At 43.2% G+C, this 25,106-nt stretch carries 31 protein-coding genes; 3 read left to right on the top strand and 28 right to left on the bottom strand.

What is annotated here, in order from left to right:
• Window positions 1–23: 23 nt before the first annotated feature.
• From V7L20_RS05200 to V7L20_RS05100, 21 genes are all read right to left on the bottom strand, one after another.
• Window positions 24–578, bottom strand: a complete 555-nt coding sequence (locus V7L20_RS05200; protein ID WP_334743036.1) for an adenylate kinase — start codon at window positions 576–578, stop codon at window positions 24–26.
• A 2-nt stretch (window positions 579–580) separates the two neighbouring features.
• Complete coding sequence (gene secY / locus V7L20_RS05195; RefSeq protein ID WP_334743035.1) at window positions 581–1,891, bottom strand: preprotein translocase subunit SecY; 1,311 nt, start codon at window positions 1,889–1,891, stop codon at window positions 581–583.
• A gap of 74 nt (window positions 1,892–1,965) precedes the next feature.
• Window positions 1,966–2,409 (bottom strand): 50S ribosomal protein L15, encoded by a 444-nt coding sequence (gene rplO, locus V7L20_RS05190; protein ID WP_334743034.1) that lies wholly within the window; start codon window positions 2,407–2,409, stop codon window positions 1,966–1,968.
• Between the two features lie 178 nt (window positions 2,410–2,587).
• Window positions 2,588–3,118: a 30S ribosomal protein S5 gene (gene rpsE / locus V7L20_RS05185; protein ID WP_334743033.1), complete on the bottom strand. Its 531-nt coding sequence runs from the start codon at window positions 3,116–3,118 to the stop codon at window positions 2,588–2,590.
• A 198-nt stretch (window positions 3,119–3,316) separates the two neighbouring features.
• Entirely contained in the window at window positions 3,317–3,679 is a 363-nt protein-coding gene (gene rplR / locus V7L20_RS05180; protein ID WP_229450950.1) for a 50S ribosomal protein L18, read from the bottom strand.
• 2 nt (window positions 3,680–3,681) lie between these two features.
• The gene (rplF, locus tag V7L20_RS05175) at window positions 3,682–4,230 is read right to left on the bottom strand and encodes a 50S ribosomal protein L6 (protein ID WP_334743032.1); all 549 of its coding nucleotides are present in this window, start codon (window positions 4,228–4,230) and stop codon (window positions 3,682–3,684) included.
• 72 nt (window positions 4,231–4,302) lie between these two features.
• Window positions 4,303–4,704: a 30S ribosomal protein S8 gene (rpsH, locus tag V7L20_RS05170; RefSeq protein WP_109011927.1), complete on the bottom strand. Its 402-nt coding sequence runs from the start codon at window positions 4,702–4,704 to the stop codon at window positions 4,303–4,305.
• Window positions 4,705–4,724: 20 nt separating this feature from the next.
• A complete protein-coding gene (gene rplE, locus V7L20_RS05165) occupies window positions 4,725–5,273 on the bottom strand; it encodes a 50S ribosomal protein L5 (RefSeq protein ID WP_334743031.1) in 549 nt (182 codons plus the stop codon).
• 102 nt (window positions 5,274–5,375) lie between these two features.
• Complete coding sequence (rplX, locus tag V7L20_RS05160) at window positions 5,376–5,729, bottom strand: 50S ribosomal protein L24 (protein WP_109011925.1); 354 nt, start codon at window positions 5,727–5,729, stop codon at window positions 5,376–5,378.
• Window positions 5,729–6,097, bottom strand: coding sequence for a 50S ribosomal protein L14 (rplN, locus tag V7L20_RS05155; RefSeq protein WP_073641953.1), 369 nt, complete (start codon window positions 6,095–6,097; stop codon window positions 5,729–5,731). The genes rplX and rplN overlap by 1 nt, the downstream gene beginning before the upstream one ends.
• A 46-nt stretch (window positions 6,098–6,143) precedes the next feature.
• On the bottom strand, window positions 6,144–6,392 hold the full coding sequence (rpsQ, locus tag V7L20_RS05150; protein ID WP_094349093.1) for a 30S ribosomal protein S17: 249 nt from the start codon (window positions 6,390–6,392) through the stop codon (window positions 6,144–6,146).
• A 6-nt stretch (window positions 6,393–6,398) separates the two neighbouring features.
• Entirely contained in the window at window positions 6,399–6,626 is a 228-nt protein-coding gene (gene rpmC / locus V7L20_RS05145; RefSeq protein WP_334743030.1) for a 50S ribosomal protein L29, read from the bottom strand.
• Between the two features lie 3 nt (window positions 6,627–6,629).
• Complete coding sequence (gene rplP / locus V7L20_RS05140; RefSeq protein WP_229450956.1) at window positions 6,630–7,055, bottom strand: 50S ribosomal protein L16; 426 nt, start codon at window positions 7,053–7,055, stop codon at window positions 6,630–6,632.
• Between the two features lie 79 nt (window positions 7,056–7,134).
• Entirely contained in the window at window positions 7,135–7,920 is a 786-nt protein-coding gene (gene rpsC, locus V7L20_RS05135; RefSeq protein ID WP_334743029.1) for a 30S ribosomal protein S3, read from the bottom strand.
• 55 nt (window positions 7,921–7,975) lie between these two features.
• A complete protein-coding gene (gene rplV, locus V7L20_RS05130; RefSeq protein ID WP_190727944.1) occupies window positions 7,976–8,332 on the bottom strand; it encodes a 50S ribosomal protein L22 in 357 nt (118 codons plus the stop codon).
• A 165-nt stretch (window positions 8,333–8,497) separates the two neighbouring features.
• Complete coding sequence (rpsS, locus tag V7L20_RS05125; RefSeq protein WP_012410721.1) at window positions 8,498–8,776, bottom strand: 30S ribosomal protein S19; 279 nt, start codon at window positions 8,774–8,776, stop codon at window positions 8,498–8,500.
• A gap of 142 nt (window positions 8,777–8,918) precedes the next feature.
• Window positions 8,919–9,782: a 50S ribosomal protein L2 gene (rplB, locus tag V7L20_RS05120; protein WP_334743028.1), complete on the bottom strand. Its 864-nt coding sequence runs from the start codon at window positions 9,780–9,782 to the stop codon at window positions 8,919–8,921.
• A gap of 153 nt (window positions 9,783–9,935) precedes the next feature.
• Entirely contained in the window at window positions 9,936–10,250 is a 315-nt protein-coding gene (locus tag V7L20_RS05115) for a 50S ribosomal protein L23 (RefSeq protein WP_334743027.1), read from the bottom strand.
• Complete coding sequence (gene rplD, locus V7L20_RS05110; RefSeq protein ID WP_334743026.1) at window positions 10,243–10,881, bottom strand: 50S ribosomal protein L4; 639 nt, start codon at window positions 10,879–10,881, stop codon at window positions 10,243–10,245. The genes V7L20_RS05115 and rplD overlap by 8 nt, the downstream gene beginning before the upstream one ends.
• A gap of 105 nt (window positions 10,882–10,986) precedes the next feature.
• Entirely contained in the window at window positions 10,987–11,619 is a 633-nt protein-coding gene (gene rplC, locus V7L20_RS05105; RefSeq protein ID WP_334743025.1) for a 50S ribosomal protein L3, read from the bottom strand.
• Between the two features lie 262 nt (window positions 11,620–11,881).
• Complete coding sequence (locus V7L20_RS05100; protein ID WP_334743024.1) at window positions 11,882–12,073, bottom strand: hypothetical protein; 192 nt, start codon at window positions 12,071–12,073, stop codon at window positions 11,882–11,884.
• 524 nt (window positions 12,074–12,597) lie between these two features.
• Between V7L20_RS05100 and V7L20_RS05095 the strand changes: the two genes are divergently transcribed.
• Window positions 12,598–13,074 (top strand): NAD(P)H-quinone oxidoreductase subunit N, encoded by a 477-nt coding sequence (locus tag V7L20_RS05095; RefSeq protein ID WP_334743023.1) that lies wholly within the window; start codon window positions 12,598–12,600, stop codon window positions 13,072–13,074.
• Window positions 13,075–13,168: 94 nt separating this feature from the next.
• On the opposite strand, the gene V7L20_RS05090 is transcribed toward V7L20_RS05095, so the two are convergent.
• Together V7L20_RS05090 and V7L20_RS05085 are read right to left on the bottom strand one after the other, a co-directional pair.
• Complete coding sequence (locus V7L20_RS05090) at window positions 13,169–13,636, bottom strand: GNAT family N-acetyltransferase (RefSeq protein ID WP_334743022.1); 468 nt, start codon at window positions 13,634–13,636, stop codon at window positions 13,169–13,171.
• A gap of 53 nt (window positions 13,637–13,689) precedes the next feature.
• Window positions 13,690–14,517 (bottom strand): ABC transporter permease, encoded by an 828-nt coding sequence (locus V7L20_RS05085; RefSeq protein WP_334743021.1) that lies wholly within the window; start codon window positions 14,515–14,517, stop codon window positions 13,690–13,692.
• A gap of 716 nt (window positions 14,518–15,233) precedes the next feature.
• Between V7L20_RS05085 and V7L20_RS05080 the strand changes: the two genes are divergently transcribed.
• Entirely contained in the window at window positions 15,234–15,773 is a 540-nt protein-coding gene (locus V7L20_RS05080; protein ID WP_334743020.1) for a DUF3172 domain-containing protein, read from the top strand.
• Between the two features lie 108 nt (window positions 15,774–15,881).
• Here V7L20_RS05080 and V7L20_RS05075 read toward each other — a convergent pair whose 3' ends face one another.
• Window positions 15,882–16,646 (bottom strand): DeoR/GlpR family DNA-binding transcription regulator, encoded by a 765-nt coding sequence (locus V7L20_RS05075; RefSeq protein ID WP_334743019.1) that lies wholly within the window; start codon window positions 16,644–16,646, stop codon window positions 15,882–15,884.
• A gap of 295 nt (window positions 16,647–16,941) precedes the next feature.
• Here V7L20_RS05075 and V7L20_RS05070 point away from each other — a divergent pair, with 295 nt between their 5' ends.
• The gene (locus V7L20_RS05070; protein WP_334743067.1) at window positions 16,942–18,861 is read left to right on the top strand and encodes a transketolase C-terminal domain-containing protein; all 1,920 of its coding nucleotides are present in this window, start codon (window positions 16,942–16,944) and stop codon (window positions 18,859–18,861) included.
• A gap of 77 nt (window positions 18,862–18,938) precedes the next feature.
• Here the strand turns inward: V7L20_RS05070 and V7L20_RS05065 are convergent, their stop codons facing one another.
• From V7L20_RS05065 to V7L20_RS05050, 4 genes are all read right to left on the bottom strand, one after another.
• Window positions 18,939–19,769 (bottom strand): AMIN domain-containing protein, encoded by an 831-nt coding sequence (locus tag V7L20_RS05065; RefSeq protein WP_334743018.1) that lies wholly within the window; start codon window positions 19,767–19,769, stop codon window positions 18,939–18,941.
• An 84-nt stretch (window positions 19,770–19,853) separates the two neighbouring features.
• A complete protein-coding gene (locus tag V7L20_RS05060) occupies window positions 19,854–20,336 on the bottom strand; it encodes a hypothetical protein (RefSeq protein WP_334743017.1) in 483 nt (160 codons plus the stop codon).
• A 5-nt stretch (window positions 20,337–20,341) separates the two neighbouring features.
• Window positions 20,342–22,597 (bottom strand): cation:proton antiporter, encoded by a 2,256-nt coding sequence (locus tag V7L20_RS05055; RefSeq protein WP_334743016.1) that lies wholly within the window; start codon window positions 22,595–22,597, stop codon window positions 20,342–20,344.
• 438 nt (window positions 22,598–23,035) lie between these two features.
• The gene (locus tag V7L20_RS05050; RefSeq protein ID WP_334743015.1) at window positions 23,036–24,325 is read right to left on the bottom strand and encodes a cation:proton antiporter; all 1,290 of its coding nucleotides are present in this window, start codon (window positions 24,323–24,325) and stop codon (window positions 23,036–23,038) included.
• Window positions 24,326–25,106: the final 781 nt, after the last annotated feature.

The raw sequence follows: 25,106 nt of genomic DNA, 5'->3' as shown, positions 1-25,106 counted from the left end.
ATTCCCTACTTTCCCTTCCCCTTTTAGGAAGCAATTACCTTTTGTAGTTCACCAGTGACATCATCTTGGGACTGATTGCCATTGACTGTTAGGAGTTTTTTGCGATCGCCGTAATAATTAATTAAAGGTGCAGTTTCAGCGCGGTAGACTTCTAAACGCCGACGAATCACCTCTTCGGTATCATCTTTTCGTCCTCTAGCTAGCAAACGTGCAATCACAACTTCATCTGGTGCATCTAGATTAACTACCTTTTCGCCACTCTGATGTATTTCTTCCAGCAACTTCTCCAGAAAACCTGCTTGGGTCACTTTGCGGGGAAAACCATCAAGAATCCAACCATTTTTGGCATCTAATTGACTGAGGCGCTCCTGTACCAAGTCTTGCACTAGCTGATCAGGTACTAACTCGCCGCTATCAACATAAGCTTGAGCCTTGATTCCCAAATGAGTTTGCTCTTTCATGGCTTGTCTTAAAATTTCACCAGTAGAAATATGGGGAATATTCAAGTGTTCAGCCAAAGTTTGAGCTTGTGTTCCTTTACCCGCTCCAGGTGGCCCCAAGAAGATTAATCGCGTCACTATTATTTCACCATTCCTTCATAGCGCTGAGAGATGACATAAGTTTGGACTTGTTTGGCTGTCTCAATTGCTACACCAACTAAAATTAACAAAGAGGTAGCACCTATTCCTCGGAAAGTTTTCACATTTAAAGCACTTTCCACGGCGGTGGGGATAATAGCAACCAAGCCCAAAAAGATCGCACCCAATAAAGTTAGTCGATTGGACACGCGTTCGATATACTCGCTAGTTGCCTTGCCAGGACGAATTCCAGGAATACTAGAACCCATTTTTTTCAAGTTTTGCGCCACATCTACTGGGTTGAGAATCAATGAAGAATAAAAGTAGCTGAAGAAAACGATAGAAATCATGTAGACCAAGGCATAGACCCAGGAGCTAGAACCGCTTGGACTCAAATAAGTGTTAACTATATTCGCCAAATCGGCATTTTTAGTAAAATTGGCGATCAGCAGTGGCAAACTGAGGATGGCAGCAGCAAAAATAATTGGCATGACGCCGCCTTGATTCAGCCGTAGGGGCAGATAGCTACGCTGTTCCGCTAACACTCTCCGACCTACTTGGCGACGAGCCGAAATAATTGGGATGCGGCGCATTCCTTCTTGCACAATCACAATACCAACAATTGTTGCTAGGAAAACTAAGACCAGTACTATTACACGACCCACTGTTTCCCGACCGCCAACTTGTACCAAGTCGATGGTATCGCCTAAAGCTTTTGGTAATGATGCGACAATGTTGACAAAAATCAGCAATGATGCTCCATTCCCAATACCCCGTTCTGTAATCAGTTCTGATGCCCACATGACGAACATAGAACCAGCAGTTAGAGCGATCGCAGTTTCAGCTACGAAAATTGGTCCTGGCTTTAAGGCAAATTGCTGGAGGAATAATGCCGAAAAAGCTGTACTTTGTAGAATTGCCCAAACTACAGTGACATAGCGCGTAATTTGCGATATTTTGCGCCGACCTGCTTCGCCTTCATTTTTCTGTAAATTTTCTAAAGACGGAATCGCTGCGGTGAGCAATTGAATGATAATAGACGCATTAATGAAGGGCAAAATCCCTAAAGCAAAGACTCCCAAAGTCGAAAGTCCTCGCCCGGAAAATATATCCAATAAGCCGAATATAGAATTACTGCCAGATATGGCTTCGGCAAATCTCGGTCTATCAATCCCTGGTACGGGTAAAAAGATACCTAGGCGAACCAAAATTAAAATACCGACAGTGACAAGCAGCCTACCTCTGAGGCCAGCTGCTTGCGCCATCTGCATAAAAGTTTCTTGAGCCGTTGGGGCTTTGTCTCGACTGATCATAGAGTGCTACCTTTATAGTGAACCAGGCGCTGACAGCGAGTTGGCTTCCATTTAAGTGCGCTGTTCCGGCTCACTCATAAGACTTCACAACTACCACCAGCTGCCTCAATTTTGCTACGAGCTGAACCTGTGAAAGCTGCCGCTTGTACCTTGAGCGGAATGCTCAATTCTCCATTACCTAAAATTTTCAATGGCCCCTTGACAGCAGTCAGGATACCTGCGGCTTTCAATGAGGTCAAAGTCACTTCCGTATTCGCGGGAAGAGAGGCTAGCTTCTCTACATTAATCGTAGTGTAAATCTTCTGATTAATAACCGGAAAGCCCTTCAGCTTAGGTAAACGGCGGTACAATGGCTGTTGACCACCTTCAAAACCTGGACGAGTGCTACTACCAGAACGAGATTTTTGACCTCGCATACCTAGACCAGCACTAGCACCTTGACCCGCAGAAATACCTCTAGCTACACGGCGCTTGCGTTTCTTTGAGCCTTTTTGCGGCTTAACATCATTGATTCTCATAAGTAATCAAATTCTCATTTGTCGTTTGTCATTTGTGAGCCAGTGCGGTCTTGGGAGTCTCCCCCATGAGTAACTGGCGTTAGCGAGCCTGCGAGCGTCACCCAGAGGGGCGTTTGTCATTTGTCATTTGTCGTTTGTTATTTACTAATGACTAATGACGAATAACTAATGACTGAATTTAGATGTAGAGACTTTCAATAGGAATACCCCGATCTTCTGCGACTTCAGAAAGAGTCCGCAGTGTAGATAAGGCATTGACTGCGGCTCTAGCATTATTGAGCGGATTGTTAGAGCCAAGTTGCTTGGCTAAGACGTTACGAACTCCTGCTAATTCCAGCACAGTCCGCACAGCACCACCAGCAATTACCCCAGTCCCAGGTGAGGCTGGACGCATCATCACTTTCGCACCGCCACCGACACCATCAATAGGATGGGGGATGGAGTTAGATTTGGTGATTGGGATATCAATGAGGTGTTTTTTGCCGTCAGCTACGCCTTTTTTGACGGCGCCAATTACATCTGAGGCTTTGCCTACTCCGACACCAACTTGACCACGTTCGTTACCAACAACAACAATCGCTCGGAAGCTGAGTTTTTTACCACCTTTGACCACTTTACTTACGCGTCGGATTTGGATAACCCGCTCTTGCCAAGTAGTTTCTTCTTTTTTATTGGCACGCTTTGTTCTACTTTTACGCTCTGTTGCCATAATTTCTGCTCTTTTAATGTCAGTTGTCTTTTGTCATTTGTCATTTGTCCAATGACTAATACTTCGGCTTACCTCGGCTTACTTCGACTATGCTCAGTACAAGTCGCTACCTCGGCTTACTTCGACTACGCTCAGTACAAGTCGCTCGGTAAAAGTCGGCACAATTCGCTCAGTACAAGTGACTAATGACCAATGACTTTAGAAATCTAAACCAGCTTCGCGTGCTGCATCAGCTAATGCTTTGACACGACCATGATATAAGTTACCACCGCGATCAAAGACTACTTTGGTGATGCCTTTTTCTAGCGATCGCACTGCGATCAACTTACCAACTTGCACTGATGCATCGCGGTTTGCACCTGACGCTAAACTAGATTTCAGTTCTGGTTCTACAGTTGATGCTGCCACGATGGTTTGATGTTGAGTATCATCAATTACCTGGGCATAAATATGCTCATTAGAACGAAATACCGCTAAACGCGGACGTTCTGGGGAGCCAACAACTTTGCCACGAACGCGTCGATGACGACGGTTTTTTGATTCTCTACGAGTAAGTTTCATTTTTACTTCTTACCACCCTTACCAGTCTTACCAGCTTTCCGTCTGACCACTTCACCGCCATAGCGAATGCCTTTACCTTTGTAAGGTTCTGGTGGACGAACAGCACGAATTTTGGCGGCTGTATTACCTACAATTTCTTTGTCATAGCCGCTAACAATGACGTTAGTGGTACCTTCTACTGCAAACTGAATTCCATCTGGTGGTTCAATTTGCACTTGATGGCTATAACCCATATTTAAAACTAGGTTACGCCCTTGAACTTGTGCCCGATAACCAACACCTTGAATTTCCAAACGGCGCTGAAAACCTTGGGAAACTCCCTCCACCATGTTGGCAACTAAAGTGCGGCTCAAGCCATGCAGTTGCTTTGAGGTACGAGTTTCATCCCGACGATTTACCTGTAATATATCTCCTTCTTGAGAGAGTGAGACATTCGCTGCTAGAGTGCGAGAAAGTTCTCCTTTGGGTCCTTTCACCACAATATTCGTACCATCGATCACCACTTGAACTTTGGCGGGAATAGTAATTGGACGTTTACCAATACGAGACATGACTTTTTGTCCTTTGTTATTTGTCCGTTGTCCTTTGTCCTTCACTAATGACAAATGACTAATGACCAATGACTACCAAACGTAACAAAGTACTTCGCCACCCAAGTTCTGACGTCGCGCTTCGCGGTCAGTCATAATCCCACTGGATGTAGAAATAATGGCAATGCCAATGCCGCCTAGTACCCTTGGTAATTCTTTTCGATTTGAATAAACGCGCAAGCCAGGCTTACTCACTCGCTTTAAGGCGGTGATCAGAGGCTGACGGTTTTTTCCCTTGTATTTCAGGGAAATCACCAGATTGCGTTTTACCCCTTCTTCTGCTTCTTCGATTTCAGCAATAAAGCCTTCCTCCCGTAGTACTTTGGCAATACTCCGGGTCATTTTTGTCGCTGGCACTTGTGTAGTTTGATGCCGTGCCAGGTTGGCATTGCGGATGCGCGTCAGCATATCTGCAATTGTGTCGTTAGCCGCCATCGTTCCCTCTATAGATGAACTTATTGATCGCGAAAGGGCATTCCTAATTCTTTAAGTAAGGCGCGTCCCTCTTCGTCGTTTTTTGCTGTAGTGATGATGGAAATATCCAGACCACGGACTTGATCGATGCTGTCGTATTCGACTTCTGGAAAAATTAGCTGTTCTCTGACACCTAGAGTATAGTTACCGCGTCCGTCAAAGCTTTTAGGGCTAACGCCGCGAAAATCTCGAATTCTAGGTAATGACAAACTAACTAGTCTGTCGAAAAAGGCATACATCCGTTCTGATCTGAGAGTAACCATGATCCCCACAGGCATTCCTTGACGAATCTTAAAGCCAGCGATCGCCTTTTTCGCCCGTGTCACTACTGGTTTTTGACCAGTGATCACTGAAATTTCGTTTATGGATGCTTCCAGCGCCTTTGCATTTTGAGCTGCTTCACCCAAACCTCGGTTAATAGTAACTTTTACCAACTTCGGTACTTGATGAACGTTGGTATATTGAAACTGATTGAGCAGTTTGGGGACGATTGTCTCTTGATATAAGGTTTTAAGTCTTGTTGTCGCCATAGTTTTTTGTGCTAATATCCCTGGGCTTGGTCAGGGAACAAAGTTATCAGTTGTAAGTTATGAGTTAAATTTAATTCCTAACTCTTAATTCTTAACTTTTAACTATTTATCCAAAATCTCGCCAGTTTTCTTGAGCTTTCTGACTTTCTTGCCTTCTGAGGTAAAGGTATAACAAACACGACTGGCAACGTTTTGCTTAGTGGAATAAAGCATTACGTTGGAGCTATGAATCGGGAATTCTTGGGTGACAATCCGTCCTGATTCCCCTTCTTGCTGGGGTTTGACGTGCTTGGTTTTAATATTGACACCTTTGACAATAACTTTACTCAGTTGGGGAAGTGCCTGGATAATTTCACCAACTTTTCCTTTGTCTTTACCAGCAATCACTTGTACGGTGTCGCCAGTTTTGACGTGCATTTTATGGAATACTTTGGGCGTACCCTGTTTGGTTGCCATTAAAGCACCTCCGGAGCCAGAGAAACAATTTTGGTAAAGTTTTTATCGCGTAGTTCCCGTGCAACTGGGCCAAAAACCCGTGTACCTCTGGGATTACCGTCTTTGTTGATGATTACAGCAGCATTATCATCAAAGCGAATACTCATGCCACTGTCACGATTTACAGCTTTCCGAGTCCGGACAATTACTGCTTCCACAACATCAGACTTTTTGACAGCCATGTTGGGTGTAGCATCTTTGACAACGGCAATAATTTTATCACCGATAAAACCATAACGACGGTTGCCTCCGCCTAAAACGCGGATGCACATTAGTTTGCGGGCACCGCTATTATCTGCGACGTTCAGGTAAGTCTGGGGTTGAATCACAATTATTCTCCCTTGTGATGTTGTTAGTTTCTAACAACGATGAGGTTTAAGTAGGCTTGACGTTCAGGACTTCTGTGATTTTCCAGCGCTTGGTTTTGCTCAGGGGTCTAGTTTCCTGAATGCGAACGCGATCGCCTACTTTACACTGATTTTCTTCGTCGTGAACTTTATATCGTTGGGTATTAACTACAATCTTGCCGTACTTGGGGTGAGGAGCACGGTTTTCTATGGCCACTACCACAGTTTTTTGCATTTTATCGCTCACTACCAAGCCAACTCGTTCTTTAACTGCCATAATCTCCTACTTTTCTTTTTTAGCCGATTGACTTGCTGCCCGTTTGCGTTCTGTTTCTACCGTCAGCAACTGTGCTAGGCGGTGTCGGGCTTGTTTGAACTGGTGGGGCTTTTCTAATTGTCTTGTAGCTTTTTGCAAGCGCAACTGAAATAGTTGTCTTTTGATTGCAACAATTTCTTCAGAAAGTTTATCGTCACTTAATTCTCTAGCTTCTGAAATCTTGGGAAGAGGCATAAGCTACTCCTGCTCCTGTGGTTGAGAACGCACAATAAACTTAGTTTTTATGGGCAGTTTAAATGAAGCCAAGCGCATAGCTTCACGGGCGATTTCTTCAGAAACCCCACCGATTTCAAACAAAATACGTCCTGGCTTGACTACAGCTACCCAAAATTCTGGCGAACCTTTACCCGAACCCATCCGGGTTTCAGCAGGACGCATGGTTACAGGTTTATCAGGGAAAATCCGAATCCAGATTTGTCCACCCCGACGAATATAACGAGTCATTGCCCGACGGGAAGCCTCGATTTGCCGAGAGGTAATCCAAGCAGGTTCTTGCGCTTGGAGTGCAAAATCACCAAAGTTAAGGGTGCTACCACGGCTGGCTAGTCCCTCCATCCGTCCGCGCTGTTGTTTACGGAATTTAGTTCTTCTAGGGCTTAACATGATTGGCTACTGGGTACTGGGCATTGGGCATTGGGCATTGGGCATTGGGCATTGTCAATTCTCTATGCCCCATTCCCATTTATCCTTCATTTGAGCGGTCTTCAAATTGCTGGCGACGACGTTGTTGTTGACGACGACGGGGTTCACGGTCGCGATCGCCACGATCGCGCGGATCACGTTCGCGGCTTGTGGGTGGTGGCGGAGTTTCTTCCTGTCCAGGAATAATTTCTCCTTTAAATACCCATACTTTGATGCCCAAAATACCGTAAACAGTTTTTGCTGTGCAATAAGAGTAGTCAATGTCAGCCCGTAAGGTATGTAAAGGTACTCTACCTTCACGAGTCCACTCTGTCCGGGCAATTTCTGCACCGTTGAGACGACCGCTAACTTGGATTTTAATACCTTGGACACCAGCGCGTTGGGCACGTTGAATCGATTGCCGCACTACCCGTCGAAAGGAAACCCGACGTTCCAATTGTTGAGCAATGTATTCCGCAATTAGGTAGGCATCAGCATCAACTCGTTGAACTTCAACTACGTTGATGCGAATTTGGCGATTACTACCCAACAATCCTTGGAGTCCGGTACGTAAGGATTCAATACCTTGTCCACCGCGGCCCACTACTACTCCAGGTCTAGCTGTGCGTACTTCTAAGTCGATTTGGTCAGCTTTGCGCTCAATCCGCACTTCGGAAATTCCAGCGTTGTTTTGAGCCTGTCTACCCAGCTTTTGGTCTATGTATTGACGGAGTTTGTGATCTTCTTGGAGAAGTTCTGGATAGCGATCAGGAACCGCAAACCAACGGGATTGATGTTCTTGTGTAATACCCAGGCGAAAACCAACTGGATGAATCTTCTGTCCCACGAATGCTTCCTCTAAAATTTCTTACTTTACGCAATTTATTTCGTGTAAAAAAAGCTTATTTTTCTGGGGCAGCTGCTACAGCCACAGTAATATGACACGTTGGCTTGCGAATTTGGTAAGCTCGACCTTGCGCTCTTGGTTGGAAGCGCTTCAGCGATGGCCCTTGATCAGCATAAGCCTGAGTAATCACTAGTTGAGTCCGATCTAACCCAGCGTTGTGTTCGGCATTAGCAGCAGCGCTTCTGAGAACCTTCAATATGGGTTCAGTGGCGCGATAGGGCATGAATTCCAGGATGATTAACGCTTCCCGGTACGAGCGCCCGCGAATTTGATCGAGTACCCGACGCACTTTGTAGGCCGAGATGCGGATAAAACGAGCGATCGCTTTTACTTCAGTAGTATTAGTAGCCATAAATTTCTCCAATTTTGTCATTTGTCGTTTGTGAGCCAGTGCGGTCTTGGGGATTTCCCCCATGAGTAACTGGCGTTAGCAAAGCGATAGCGACGTAGGAGCGTCACCCAAAGGGTCATTTGTCATTTGTCTTTCAGCTAATGACTAATGACTTGTGACTAATGACTACCTACCTGCTTTTTTATCGCTTTTTCCATGACCTCTGTAGGTGCGTGTCGGGGCAAATTCACCCAACTTGTGTCCTACCATCTGTTCATTTACAAAAACTGGAACATGTTGGCGTCCGTTGTGAACAGCTATGGTATGACCTACCATTAGAGGCAAAATTGTCGAAGCTCTTGACCAAGTTTTAATAACTTCTTTTCTGTTGTTGTCGTTGAGCTTTTCAATTTTCTTTAGGAGATGATCCGCAACGAAAGGACCTTTTTTTAAAGAACGACCCATAGTTCAATTTTGGATTTAGGATTTAGGATTTAGGAATTAGAATTTCGGATTTTGGATAATTAGGTGTCCGATTAGGTTTCACAAATTTTCAGTGTTCATAAGTAGACCCCAATCTAAAATCCAAAATCTAAAATCTAGAATTCTATGATTCACGACCACCGCGACCGCGTTTGGAAGACTTACGGCGACGACGCACAATCAATTTGCTGCTAAGTTTCTTGCGATTGCGGGTCTTCGCGCCCAATGTAGGTTTACCCCAAGGTGTAACAGGTCCCGATCTCCCGATAGGTGCCCGACCCTCACCACCACCATGTGGGTGATCCACTGGGTTCATGACGCTACCTCTAACCTTAGGACGGCGACCTTTCCAACGATTTCGCCCTGCTTTACCTGCACTTAGGTTTCTCGCATCGGTGTTGCCTACTTGCCCAATGGTGGCGTAGCATTCGCGCCGAATCAAGCGGACTTCTCCTGAAGGCAACTTGAGAGTTACATAATTACCTTCTTTTGCCACAACTTGAGCGCTAGCACCAGCAGCACGCACAATTTGACCACCTTTGCCAGGAGTCAGTTCTACGTTGTGAACACTAGTACCCAAGGGAATCTTTGAGAGAGGTAAGGCATTACCATCTTCAAAGGGAGCTTCAGACCCAGAAATAATTATTGTTCCAACTTTCAAGCCGTTGGGATGGAGGATGTACCGTTTTTCGCCATCTTGGTAATACAAAAGGGCAATTCGGGCATTGCGGTTAGGATCGTATTCAATTGCTGCAACTTTAGCAGGAATATTATGTTTATCCCTTTTAAAATCAATGATCCGGTAAAGTTGTTTGTGTCCGCCACCTCGGCGACGACTAGTAATCCGCCCGGTATTATTCCGACCTTTGGCACGATGCTTTGAGGTAGTTAGGGATTTTTCCGGCTCGGTTTTTGTGATCTCCGCAAAGTCAGAAACTGTAACTTGGCGAGTGCTGGGGGTATAAGGGCGATAAGAACGAGTACCCATAATCTATTTTGGATTTTGGATTTTGGATTTACTTAATTTTGGATTTTGAATTTTGGATTTTGGATTTAATGAGTGTTTAACTAATTGCGACCATCTTGGGACTTTTTGAGTAAACTCCTCAATCTAAAATCTAAAATCTAAAATCTAAAACTCCTAGACTTCTGGGAATAGAACTTGTCTAATCTTGTCTTCATCCCCAGGTGCGACGGTAACAATAGCTCGCTTATATTGGGGCTTATAACCAATAAATTTACCAACGCGCCGCTTTTTACGCGGTGGTAGGGTGGTGTTGACTTTTACAACTTTGACCTTAAATAAGTCTTCGATCGCAGCCTTGATTTCTGGCTTAGATGCCTTTGGAATTACTTCAAAGGTGTATTTATTCTGCTCCATCAAGATAGTCGCTTTTTCGGTGACGATTGGGCGACGCACTAAGTCGGCAAGGTCACGGGGGTCAAAGCTAGGCACTGTAGACCTCCTGAATTTTTTCTAGGGCTGATGCCGTAACTACAATTTTGTCAGCGTGTAGTAAATCAAAAACATTTAGCTGGTCGGCTGCAATTAGTTTTAAATTTTCAATGTTGCGGGCTGACAAATAAACATTATCTGTATCAGTAATTTCAGACAAAATTAAGAGTGATTTGCTTTCTGGTGCTACTCCCCAACGGGTAAGGGCTGCCACTAATTCTTTAGTTTTCGGGCGAGATAGCTCGGTGCTAAATTCTTCTACTACAATCAAATCGTCAATGCGGCTGACAAATGCTGTCCGCAGTGCTAAACGTCGCTCTTTGCGGTTCAACTTAAGGTTAAAGTCTCTAGGCTTTGGCCCAAAGATTACACCACCACCACGCCACAATGGGGAACGAATAGACCCTGCACGAGCGCGACCAGTACCTTTTTGTCGCCAAGGTTTACGGCCACCACCTCTAACTTCTGAACGAGTTTTTGTACTAGCATTTCCTTGACGAGCATTAGTCAATTGCCGTACTAAAGCGCGGTGTACAATATGAGATGCTGTTTCTTCTTTGGCAGTGCGCAACTCGAAGCTCGTCTCGCCGACCTGTTCTCCTTGCCAATTTTTAACTACGCTTTCAACCATCTTTGTTATTTGTCCTTTGTCATTTGTCTTTATGCCATTTGTCTTTAGCCAATGACCATTGTACAGACGCGATTAATCGCGTCTCTACTGACTAATGACTTTTGACTATCCCACTGTTTTTGCAGGCACAATACTTACTAAAGCACCCGGTTTACCAGGAATTGCTCCCTTAATAAGCAATAAGTTGCGTTCTGCATCAACTCGCACTATTGTCAGCTTACGGATTGTGATCCGTTTGCCACCTAAACGACCTGCCATCCGCTTACCTGGATAGACACGACCTGGTGTTGTACCAGCACCAATAGAACCGGGCGCTCTGTGGTTTTTGGAACCGTGTGACATAGGCCCCCGACCAAAGTTGTTGCGCTTCTGGTTACCCGCAAAGCCGCGACCGATGCTTGTGCCGACTACATCGACAATTTGACCCGCACTAAAAATATCTGCTTTAATTTGTTGACCTAAAGCATAATCATCAGAACTTTCGATGTGATATTCATTTAAGTGACGCAATGCTGGGGCAGATGATTTAGCTAAATGACCAAGTAGTGGTCTGTTTAGTGCCTTTGGTTTGACTTCGCCATAACCAACTTGAATGGCAAAGTAACCGTCGGTTTGTTTCGTTTTAACTTGTGTAACGGTGCATGGCCCTGCTTGAATGACGGTTACAGGAATAGATACTCCTGCTTCGTCAAATATTTGGGTCATGCCCAGCTTGGTGCCGAGAATACCTACAGACACAGTAACTGGTTCTCCTTTCTACTTGCTGACCTTGGAATTGGACTCTAGAGGACACGCTTTGTACGCATCAGTTTAGGCTGGGTTAGCCTGAGAAATTTGAATGGTTTAAGTAAACCGCTCCAAATGCTTTGGGACACAACAAACCGTGTCCGTACTGCTTGGTGAATCTGTTTAGCTTCACTGACTAGATCACCAGAACAGCCACAAGTCCCTTCCCTTTGGGAAGGAGTAACTTTTGGAATCAATGCAAGGCGCTACAGCTTTAAGCTGTGTGCAGCAATGCTTTCGTCCAAGCAATTGCTCTGGCACTTTCTGGAGGCAGCGCTGTCGGCGGGGTTTTCCGATTTCCGCCCATTAAGACGGCTTCTTGGAGGTTGGCTACTGCCGTGTTGCAGTTGGACTTAAGCGGTTTTTTCCACCCAGTATCCGTTAACTGAGACTGATGTAATGCCATGAAACCAACATTGCTGCTCAGTTATTACTTCCTTAAACACCTTAAACTATTGTTTAAGATTTTACCTGCTTTTTCACAGGCACAGAAGTAAATCGTACTCTGAAGCTTTGGATTGACTTTGATTCTTCGTCCATAAGCTCCAATGTTGACCCAAAAGCTTTCTTAGTTTACCAGTCTACAATCAATCTAAGTTAGATTATCCAATTTGGATTGAATCATCAGCTTTTGATGCTAACACTATCTCAAAGTGACAGTAAGAAAAGAGTCTAATTTACGTTTTTGGTCACAATCTAATAATATAAATTATTTATTTATGTTTGTCTAGGAAGTTATAGAGTTATTTTTGGTGAGTGGGGAGTAAAGAAGGGAATAGGTTACAGGTTACAGGTTACAGATTAATCCCTATAATCTCTTATCTGTCACCTTTCCCCTAAGTCCCAATGCCCAATGCCCAAAAAAATGCTTTTAATCTATCGGTTCAGGGTAAATAATAGAGATATCTAAGTGGGATAAGACGAAAATCTATGGCACTAATTACCACTGGCAACGGTTTAATGCGTGATCTGGAAAAGTTTGGCGCTCTTGGGGTGTATGTACCTCTGGAAGGGGGTTATGAAGGTCGATATCAGCGCCGACTACGGGCAGCTGGCTATACTACCCTCCACATTACTGCTAAAGGACTGGGTGATGTAGCTGCGTATATCACAAGAATTCATGGAGTCAGACCTCCTCATCTTGGTAAAAAAAGTACTGGTAGCGGTGCGGCAGTAGGTCAAGTGTACTATCTTCCACCAATTCTCAATTCTCATTTAGAACAGCTACCACCAAAGTCTAAGGGGCTGGTCTTGTGGATTATTGAAGGGCATATTCTTTCAAATCAGGAAGTTGAGTATTTAACGAATTTGCCTCAGTTAGAACCACGAGTGAGAGTAATTATTGAGAGGGGTGGCGATCGCGCCTTCCGTTGGACTTCTCTAGAAAAAACTCTGTTAGTTAGCTAACACTTACAAAAGTGATGAGTGAAAAGTGAGGAGTTAAAAATTTAAAACTTCTAACTCCTAACTCATGTAGAGACGCGATTAATCGCGTCTCTACTCATAACTCTTTTAGCATTTCAATAATGCTGAGTCGAAAACCACAAGATGCAAATAACCGCCGTGAAGCCTCGTTAGCAACTGCTGTATCTAGACGAATTTGCTTCACGCCCATCTGATGAAAGCGTTCAACACTTAGCATCACCATCTGCCGTGCAATTCCTTTTTGGCGATATTCCGGCTCGACCCAGATATCATGAATAAAAGCAAATTCCTGTAATCGATAAATTGGTATTTCTCGCTCAACTGTTGCCACCAGAAAAGCTACAATTTGCCCTTCATTTTCGGATATTAAAAATACACTGCGCTCGCTATTTGCTAAACGTATCAACCATTGTTCATAACGCTGTTCTGGATGGGTTAGAAAACCATACTTGGCAAAATCCCAAGATTCATGCAAAGCGCAAATTTTGGCAACCATTGGTAAAATTGCAGGTATGTCAGTTGTTGTAGCGGGGCGAATCAGCATAAGTTCTGGAATTTGTTGCAGAAACAGTTAAAGCACAGGCTGTAATGAAAGCTTTAGTCTTGTTGGTGAGCGAATTTATAACCACCCCACAAAGAAAGAGCGATCGCAACCACCAACAAAATCGGTATGCTGTACCAAGGAAACTGAGACAAGGGTAGATGGGCAACTGCACGCAATCCAATACTGGCGTAGGTTAGTGGCAACAGGTAAACTAAAACTTTCAGAGTCGCTGGTAATGTCGCAGGGTCAAAGAAAGTCGCTCCTAAGAAGGACATGGGGATAATGATAAAATTATTGTAGAGTCCGACTGATTCAAGCGATCGCACACTTAAACCAACAATCACACCTAACCCAGCAAATACTGAACAATTCAGCACTACCAACAATATAAATAGTGGGTTGAGAAAATTCCAGTTTCCAGTCAACAGTACCGCTACCAAAATCACCGAAGCCGATGTCATCAACCCCCGGACTATTCCCGCCAGCATTTTTCCGATATGTAATGCTAAGGGATGTATAGGAGTTAACAACAATTCCTCGAAGGTTTTGGTAAATAGTCTGTCTCCACAAATCGAAAATGTCGTTCCAGCAAAGCTAACCGTCATCGACGATAGCGCCACCATTCCCGGTAATATGAATTCTAAATAGTTGTTATAGTTACCACTAATCCCTGAGCCGGGTTTGATGGAACTACCCAAACCCAAGCCAAAAGCTAAAATATATATGAGTGGGGATATTAAGCCTGATGCAGCAACTGGTACGATTCTGATACGTAAATCTAACCAATCTCCCCAAAAAATAGTCAGACTATCAGCTAGAAGGATTTGAAGTTGCGAAGTTTTGAACTTATTGCCTGAGAATAACGCTCTTTGAGATGCCACTTGCTTCTAATTAGTTATTAAAACTTTCTTAAATTTTAATTTACATCGTTTGACATATCAATTACTAAAGGTAACAAAAATATTTAATAAAAAATTCGTCTGGAAAATTTTTAAGCACAACGCGACAAATAAAAAGCTAGATAATTCAATTATTATCACTGCATGATTTATGCAAATTGAATCAAGACTATGTGATATAGCAGTCCTAAATCATTTGTGAAAATTATATCTTTTCCTTCTTTCTTCCCTTTGCATCTTTACTCTAACGAGACGCTACGCGATGGTACTTTTCTCTAACGAGACGCTACACCATCGTGTAGTGTTCTGAAAGAAAGGCGGTTCGTTTCCTTATCTATATTTTTTACAACTCCTGCAAGGATTGCTATAAATATCAAGAACATGTTATAATGATATTTTAAATAAAATATAAAACTTAAAGACAGTTAATCTGTAATTTGTGTGTGAAGCAGCACAAAGGTAATAACAATTTCTTAACCGAAAAATAAATAAAATACTCACCAATTGTTCAAGATGTAAAGAATAACCGATAAGGTTGAAATTCTGTCCAGATATCTAGGTAAGTTACTATTTTTATCATTTAAGAAGAATACTGGCTAAAAAGTCGCAGACAATTACAGTTAAGAATAGGCATACTGAAAGAGGGAGAAAACTTTAGACTACTCCCTTCCAAATCGCGTGAAGGTGATTAAGCAACAATGAGACGTAAACCTACAGGTAAATCAGCTACTACTTCTAAACCCTCTATTTTCCAATCCCCTATGTTTAACCTCTTCACTATCGCAATTATGGGAGGGGTGTTAATTTTGGGAATTGGGATTGGAATTGCTTTTAGTTCTACAACTACGTTAGCCCCATCAAATGTGGCTTCTCGTGAATTTATTGACACCAAAGCACCAAACCCTGAAATTTGTGTGCAGTACGGAGCCAGCGCGATGGTGATGGACGCTAGACTGTTCGTCACTCTCAATCCCTTCAATGTCTATGTTGCCCAGCCGAGTATGCGTCCTGGATGCGTGCTTCGACAAAATAACTGGGCGCTTTTAGAGAACCGCAAGTTGGTGACATCTGAGCAGGTAAATGAGTGCAAAAATCGCCTGAACACCTTTGGCTTTACAGGTAATTTGGACAGTGATAAACCTGATATTAGGTGTATATATCAGAATGAAGCTGCTCAAAACTTCTTTACGGCTCAACCAGGAGCAGTTGGAACACCTCAAGAAACGGACAGATTTTAGATTTGGGCATTGGGGTTAGGGAAGAGGTGACAGGTAACAGGGAATAATCTGTACCCTATTACCTTGTTTAATCCCTAGTCCCTAGCGATCGCATCTGCCTTCATCAGATCACTCGTACTCATCACGGATAATTGTCAAACCTAAAGCTTTGTAGGCACTCAGCATATTATTAGATACTGTCGGTGCAGTTACTAAGTAAGTCAGGGCATGAATGGACTCCACTAGATAAGGAGCAGCCGTATCTAATTTTTCTGCTGTTACTAATCCTACTACCTCAGCTGATCCAGCAATCATGGCTCGTTTGACGTGGGCTTCGTCTAGGTTCGGTACACTAATCCCAACTTCTGGATGCAAACTGCAAACCCCCAACATGCACAAATCTGCACGAATCATCCGTAATGTCTCAATTGTGACAGTACCAACGTTCACTAAGGCTTTTTTATAGAGTTGTCCACCTAACATCACAACCTCTATATAAGGATGTTCTGCTAAAGCAACGGCAATTGGCGGACTATTTGTGATTACTGTTGCGTGTAAATCTAAAGGTAAATGACGGGTTACTTGGAGAGTTGTTGTACCTCCATCTAAAATCACCACCTGTCCTGTACTAACTAATTTGGCTGCTGTGCGAGCGATCGCTTCTTTTTCTTTTGGGGCTTGCTTTTGGCGATCGGCATAACTGGCGGTGGCTGGAGATTTCAGGAGCGCTCCCCCATGAACGCGTTGCAATAGTCCGGTTTCTGCCAGTTCTCGCAAATCCCGGCGAATCGTATCCTCAGAAACTTTGAGAACAGCACTAAGTTCTGTCGAAAGTACCTTTTTATCACGACGCAGAATTTCTAAGATGAATTGTCGTCGTTCAGCAGTTAGCATAATTAATTTTCCTGAAATTGCGTTTTTGAACTTGAAATTGCACGTTTGTGAGTTTATACTTATTAATATGCAAGTTCTTGTACGGTAATCCGTAACTTCAATTGAATTCAAGCACATTCATGCACAATTGCATGTATTGATTTTGGCATTTGATGATATCACACGGTTCCACAATGGTTCTGAGTGGTTGGCTTCAGCTTGGATAATTGTTGCCCATCGGGGTTTTAACAATTTTTCTTGTAATGCGATCACGCGTTCCGTCTGTCCAAATTGTTTTTTATTCAATCAAGAAACCATGACTATTACGAACACCCAATTTGCAATTGATCTCGGTGCTTACAAACCTTTAGCGCTCAATCCCGCAAATTCTAGCCTCACTGCTGAACAACGAGATACTCTCAAAGCGAATATTCAACTTTGCCGAGATGCGATCGTCTTTTTTACAGCGACTGGCGCTGCTAGCGGAGTCGCCGGTCATACTGGCGGGCCATACGATACAGTGCCAGAGGTGATGATTCTCGATGCCTTTTTCCGGGGAGCATCGGAGCAATTTGTACCGATTTTCTTTGATGAAGCAGGACATCGAGTCGCCACCCAATATCTAATGGCAACATTGCATGGTGATTTACCTGCCGAGCAACTTTTACATTATCGGCAAGCACATTCCAACTTACCGGGACACCCGGAACTAAAACTAACTCCCGGTGTGAAATTTAGTTCTGGGCGCTTGGGCCATATTTGGCCTTACGTCAATGGTGTCGCAATGGCGAATCCAGGCAAGGTTGTTTTCTGTCTCGGTTCTGATGGATCGCAGCAAGAAGGCAACGATGCCGAAGCTGCTCGCTTGGCTGTTGCTCAACATCTCAATGTCAAGCTGCTCATTGATGACAATGATGTAACGATCGCCGGACATCCTTCTAAATATTTACCTGGTTTCAGTGTCGCCAAAACCTTAGAAGGTCACGGTTTGAAAGTACTTCAGGGAGACGGAGAAGATTTAGACGATTTATATCGTCGCCTGAGCGAAGCTGTGAATACTCCCGGAGCGATCGCTCTAATCAATAAACGCCCGATGTGTCCTGGTATTGAAGGTTTAGAAGGTTCCATTCATGGTCATGATGTAATTCCTCTAGATTTAGCAGTTAAGTATCTAGAATCTCGCGGACAAACTGCGGCTGTTGAATACCTTAAAAGTATTGAGAAATCTAAACAACCATATACGTTTCTGGGTTCCAGTGACAAATGGGGCGCTAACCGCAGTGTGTTTGGTGAAGCCGTGGTAGGTGTCCTCAGTCGCATGAGTGAAGCGGAGCGTAAAGAAAAAGTTATGGTCATTGATAGCGATCTAGAAGGCTCCTGCGGTTTGAAGAAAATTCATGAAACATACCCAGAAATATTTATTTCCTCCGGCATCATGGAACGGAGCAACTTCTCTGCTGCGGCTGGATTCGGGATGGACGAAGGCAAGCAAGGTATTTTTGCGACCTTCAGCGCCTTCTTAGAAATGTGTATCTCAGAAATCACGATGGCACGGTTGAACTATTCCAATGTTCTGTGTCATTTTTCCCATGCGGGTATAGATGACATGGCAGATAACAGCTGCCACTTTGGTATAAATAATATGTTTGCCGACAATGGCTTGGATGATGGCTACCCAACACAGTTGTTCTTCCCGGCAGATAATAATCAAATGACAGCTTGTGTAGAAGCTGTGTTCTTCGAGCCGGGACTACGGTTTATTTTCTCCACCCGTTCCAAAGTGCCCAATATTCAGGACAGCAATGGTAATGACTTCTTTGGAAGTGGCTACAAATTTGTTCCTGGTAAAGATGAGGTTATACGAGAAGGGACGCAAGGCTACATTATCAGTTTTGGCGATGCTCTCTACCGTGCTGTTGATGCTGTAGAGCGTCTGAAGCAAGAAGGGTTAGACGTTGGTTTAATTAACAAACCAACTTTAAACACCATTGATGAAGAAATAATTACCAAAGTTGGTAATGCTCCTTTTGTGCTTGTAGTAGAACCCTTCAACCGTCGCACTGGCTTAGGCAGCCGTTTCGGCTCTTGGCTGCTAGAGCGGGGGTTGACTCCCAAATATGCCCATCTTGGAACTTATAAAGAAGGTTGCGGCGGTTTGTGGGAACAGTACCCATATCAAGGTATCGATCCAGTCGGCATCATCAACAAGGTAAAGGAGTTAGTTGGAAAAAAATAATTCATTTATTAGAGCATAGCGCATAGCAAATGGGGCATTGGTTCGATTTACCATGCCCCATGCCTAATGCCCTATTTTTATTTAGTTTTGGGTAAAGGTTGACCAAACTCAATGATCTGGGGATTCGCAGCATTGGGGATTATTGGAACTGGAAATTCCGATATTCCCAAAGGAGGAATGTTATTTAAATTATCGGGTTGATTTGGGAAAGAAGGAGGGGGAAGAATCGAAGCAGGTTGTTGAGAGGATGTATTTGGATTTAAAGGAGGTACACTGACAAAAGGCTGTCCTGAGTTAGTAGTAGTTGTTGAGGGCAGTTCATTGGATAGAGGTGGAGCTGTGAGTAAAGATGATTGTGGATTAGTAGTTATGGGTAGGTTACTAGGCGGCTTTTGGAGTGTTTGAGGTTGTTTCTTGGCTGAAGGTGTAGACTTTCCTGGTTTCACGGCAGTAGTTTTACCAGAAATAACCGGACGTAACACCCAGCGAGTGGAGTTTTTTCCAGAAACGGGTTGCAGTTGTACCTGTTTGGGATTAAAAACAGTTCCTGCTGCTAAATCTAGGACAATGCGTGTATCGTTTGCGTTCAGTTGAGAAATGCGAATACTTTTGATTACTCCAGAATAATTTTGTTGCGTGGTAACTTTGCCCAACTTAGTATTCGGTAAATCTACAACTAAACGAGAGGGTTGTGCCAAGTAGAAATAACGAGGGGTTGTGCCTGCTGAGAGGGTGATTTCAAGTTGCTGTGTCTTGGGGGAAAAACGCCAATTATCTAGCTTTGCCACTGGTGTAGCAGCAGTAGTGCAAGTTTCTAAGGCGATCGCTGCCCAAAAGCCTAATATACTGATGCTAAATAGCTGCTTGCCCGATTGATAAAATGGCTTAGTCTTTAGTCCTTGATCCATTCTGTTTATTTGCTCCATAAAACCCATACAATGCGCTCCCAATTCTGTAGACGCGATAAATCGTGTCTCTACCCACTCCCTAATTCAATTAACTTTTTGGGGCACAGCAGTAAATGGAAGAGGTTGCGGAATACCATTTACGGTTAATTGACCTGTGATATTACTTTTATCCACAAGTTGCATTTGAATTGTGACTGAATTCAGAGGATCATTTTGGGGGCGAGAAATATTACAAAGGATTGATTTACCAACTTTTCCAGATAAATTTAACTGTTGATTTCGGAAGATGCCTGCCAGAGAGTGCTTTTCGTCAGTATCAGCGTTAGCATTTGCCGATAATATAGAGGCATTTAAGTAAATACCCGATTGCTGAATGTTTAACGTCAGAGTACTTGATTTTTCACAGTTAGGCAAATTCTCCGCTAGGGTTAGACGATACCGACCGCTAACGGTCGGAGGAGCCTTAAGATTGTTTTCTCCGTATGCACTGACAATTTTAAACAACAATAGTACTGAAATTATTGCTACTCCGTAAAAAGTTAAAGATTTGAAGTTAAAATGATTCATGAATTTCAACTCCTCAATGTTGGCTCTTGACTACTAACTTCAGGAAGCATAGAGGCAAGGTGAGCGGTGACTTGGCTGTAGCGGCGGGTAATCAGCAGGGAGGAACGACATTGAATGGCTAGTTGATCTGTATATCTTCCCAAGGTTTGGCGCTCGATACCCCAAGCGCGGCTGGTGCCAGCAATAGTTAGATCAACACCTTCTGAGGCTTGAATTACAGCTTGGATTGGTTCTGGGGCTTCGATAATTTTGATTTCAATGCGATCGCGTACACTGGTGGGCAATTGTTCCATCATTGTGTTTAGCTCGTAACTCAATTCTTCCTTAGCTTGATTTGCTACTATCTGTAATATCTGCAAGATACAAGTCTCACGATTAATTAGCAGTCTTAGAGCTAGTATTAGTGCTAAATCATCATGGATATTGGCTGAATAAGGTACCAATAAACTTTCTAATTGCTCTTTACCTTTATCTACAAACACTGCTACATCCACTGGTGCAGTGGTAAGCATTTGTCCGACTCGTCCACCTAAACGATTACTACTAAAAGCTGGTCGATGCCAGCCGACAAGAATTAAATCAGATTGTTCTAATGTGGCAATTTGTGCTGTTTCGCGGGCAACGTTGCTGGATATGCGAACGATAGGATGCACACAAGAACGAGTTTCTGGCGGTTCGAGAGTATTAATTAATTCTTCTAGCTGCTGGCGGCGCTGGGCGATTAATCGATCTGCTTCAACTGGGGTACTTTCAAAGGCATAATCTTCTTGATATTCAATCAGGCTAAGAGGGTTAACAATGGCAGGATATTGGTAATTGAGAGCGATACCTACAGTGGTTACTGAGCTTTGTCGTTCGCGCAGCGTCTCGTAGGGAAGTGCGGGCTGCGCCAATGCTACTGCCAACTGTACTAAACCTTTTTGGGTACTTGGATTTGCTACTGGCACCAAAATTCGGAAAGGATGAGGGGAAGTTCCACTTCCAGTAGAGGTGCCTATACCTGTTTCTGCTTCTGTCTCTGGTTGCACGACATCTAACTTAATCAGCTTTTTCGGATATGTCCATTCCAGGAGTGGCGAGGTCATGAATGTAGTTACCAATGCCATAATTACCAGCATGGTAAATATTAAGGGGGAAATTACCCCTAACTCTAAACCAATGTTTAGCACTATCAGTTCGGTCAAGCCGCGAGTATTCATTAACCAACTCAGTGCCGAGGCTTCGCGTTTATTAATGCCACTGACACGAGCTGCAACATAAGTGCCAACATATTTACCTGCGATCGCCACTCCTAAAACCAACGCACACAAAAGCCACAATTCGGGACGGTTGAGCAAGCCAATCTGTGTTTTTAAACCACTGTAGGCAAAAAATATAGGCAGCAAGAAAATTAAGACAAAATCTTCCGTTTTTACTGCCAATTCCCGCACTAAACCTTCATTTTTGGGCATGGCTGCTCCCAGCAAAAATGCTCCAAAAATTAAGTGAATCCCAATTAGTTCGGTGATTAGTGCTGACGCAACCACAGCCATATAAATCCCAGCTAGCAGCACTTGGCTGAGTCGTCCCGCACGCAGGTAATGTTTGGCAAGGCGTTGCAGGAACCAACGACCTGCTGTCAATATCAAACCGATGTAGACGATGCTGGCGATAATTGTGGGTATAGCACCACCAAAATCACCAGTCCGAGCAACTGCGATCGCTACTGCCAAGAGACACCAAGCTGTGACATCATCTACGGCTGCACAAGTTAAGGCCAACGTTCCTAAACGCGTTCCTTGTAAATTGTTTTCAGTAATGATTCGCGCCAACACTGGGAAGGCAGTAATCGACATCGCCGCTCCTAAAAACAAGGCAAAGGCGGTGAATGATACGCTAGCGTTAGAAACTAGGGGATAAAGTAGCACCGCTAGCAATGTTCCTAGAGAAAACGGCATCAAAATGCTGACATGAGAAGTTAAAACTGCTACTTCTAATTGACCGCCGAGGTATTTGGGATTTAGTTCTAGCCCAATCAGAAACATGAAAAATATTAGTCCCACCTGAGACAAAACATTCAGAAAAGGAAAAGTTTCTGGTGGAAACAAGGTAACTGCTAAATGGGGAGCAACTAAACCAAATAAAGATGGGCCAAGCATAATTCCGGCGACAATCTCACCAATTACTAGCGGTTGCTTAATAGAACGAAATACTAGCCCTACAAGCCGTGAAAGCCCAATAACAATCAGCACCTCAACCAGAACGAGAATAACTATGTGCATGGTTTCCTTAAAATTAACTATCTGGTTTCCCTAAGATAATTCTTTAAAAGAGTGGGAAATGTCAAGCTTGTTAAATATAACCAAGAGTAATTTCTCCTTCGTTGTCATATGAATTATTGTTAAGATGCAATTGCAGCCATGAAACATCAATTCTGATGAGTTTAGGATATACATCTCGAATAACTTCCGAATTAACAATAGGAAGAAAACTAGTTGATTGGTAGTGAGTTTGTAATAGTGCTTAAACACTGCTACAAACAAATTAGCGGTTATATAACAATCTTATTTGATTTGCTTTCTACTAATTGGCTTAGATTCCTGACTTTTTCAATAAGTCAATAATATTTTTATTCATAAATTATTTAGGATTGCTCTAACCGGAGTGAAAACAGAGATGTTTAAGCAATTACTAAGTAATTAATTTATATTTAACCTTACTTAATTAGAATATTTATCATAGCTTGTACCGTGCAATAAAAAGGCAATCAGTGGTGATGCCATCAGGGTAGTAATGACTGCCATAATAACCATGATAGTGAATAAAGTTGGGGTAATGATACCTTGTTCTAAACCAATGTTGAGGATGATTAACTCCATCAAGCCACGAGCATTCATCAAAGCACCGATAGTTGCAGATTCGCGCCAATTTTCCCCGGCTAATTTTGCAGCTAATATACAAGCGACACCTTTACCGAGAATTGCGATCGCAATAATTAACAGTGTCACTCCCCACAAAGTAGGTGTGTTTACCAAGCCAATTTGAGTGTTTAATCCAGAGAAAACAAAAAATATTGGTAACAAAAAAGAAGTAGTTAAAAACTCCGTATATTGGCGAATTTGTTGCGCGAATTCTCCACGTGGTGTCACTGCTCCTAGCACAAAAGCACCGAATATTGCATAGATGCCTGTAACATCGGTAAACCATGCACAAAACATCAAAATTATCAATATCAAAGTTAGGGTTTGTCTATTCACACCTGCATCGCGTTTTGTCATGCGTGTGAATGCTTTCAGTAGAGGTTGTCCGAGAAAAATTGCAAATAGCACATAGCAAATGCCACCACCAATTGCTAATATGGCAATGCTCAAAGAATTTTTCACGCTAGCAAGTACAATCGCCAGCAAACACCAAGCAACTGCATCATCTACTGATGCTGCACCTAAAGCCAAAGTACCAAAGCGAGTTTGTGCAAGACCGCGTTCGTAAAGAATACGAGCTAACATCGGGAAAGCCGTAATTGTCATCGACGCACCGAGATACAAAGCGGCTGACCAAGGCATGACTTTTGGTTCAAAGAAATCGCCATTGTGATAGAACCAAAAAGATGCGATCGCTCCTAAAATAAAGGGAGTGATAATCCCGGCAGCAGATAGCAAACTTGCACTTTTGATATGATGTTTTAAGAGTTTGGTATTGAACTCCAAACCAATCAAAAACATATAAATTACCAACCCAATCTGGCTGATAGCATATAAAATAGACATTGATGGGTTGGGTATCTTCAGTCCTACGGCAGTAATAATGGGAAGCTTAGGAAACAACCATTGCTGAAAATCTGGTGCAATCAATCCTAAAAGTGATGGGCCTAGCATCACACCTGCAATCATTTCGCAAACAACATCGGTTTGACCTAGATAGCGGCGTCCTAAAATCGTGACGATGCGACATGTGGCTAGAATAACTGTGAGTTGCAAAAATAGCTGAATAACCAGATCAAAATTCGACATTGCGCTTCCTTAATTTGCGTCTGTGCATTGAATAATCTCCCCAAACTCCAAAGCCTGTCCTGTTTTTTCCATAAATGACTACATCAGCACAAATGCCAATTTTGGAAACATAAGGTAGCTATTTTTAATTTGATCAGATAGGGCAGTTGCTAAAACTGTCCTATTGTTCGTAAAAATGCATACAACTGTACGTCAATACAACATATTGCATCCAAACTGAAACCGCCATCTGTGAGTTAATTTTTACAAACCGATGTATTAGCTTAACAAGCTGATACATTGATGTAATACCTCAACAGGCTTGTGTCTAGACCATAAACCAATACGCTTATTTGAATTTTCCCCCTTCCTACTTCGGGAAGGGCAGGGTAGTTTCATACAACTCGAGAAAAATAATCAGGACTTACGCATAGATAACGAAAAATCAAACCACAGAGCACGCAGAGGGCACGGAGAAATAAGAGTTTCAGAGAGTTTTTGCGTAAGTCCTAATAATAATGATTTGTATAGGGTGGAGAAAAAGCGTCAATTCTATATCTTTAGTCAATATCTCGAAGCTCAACAGTAACTTGCCGACATCAAGGGCATTGGGGCATTGATGCAGCGACTCCATTGGGTAAGAGATGTCACATTCATAGAAGACTTTTCATTACGCCGTGATAGCAATGCCCCTGTGAATTGGGCACTATTACCCCTCTTTTGTTACTTTGGGGAGAGTATAATCAGGAAGGAAACCGGAAATAGTAATTAGTAGGGATGGTTACGCCACGCAGAGAAGCAG

This window comes from Nostoc sp. (assembly GCF_036916735.1).
Lineage (GTDB): Bacteria > Cyanobacteriota > Cyanobacteriia > Cyanobacteriales > Nostocaceae > Nostoc.
The sequence above is the reverse complement of the archived record's forward strand: the minus strand, read 5'-3'. Positions and strand labels throughout refer to the sequence as shown.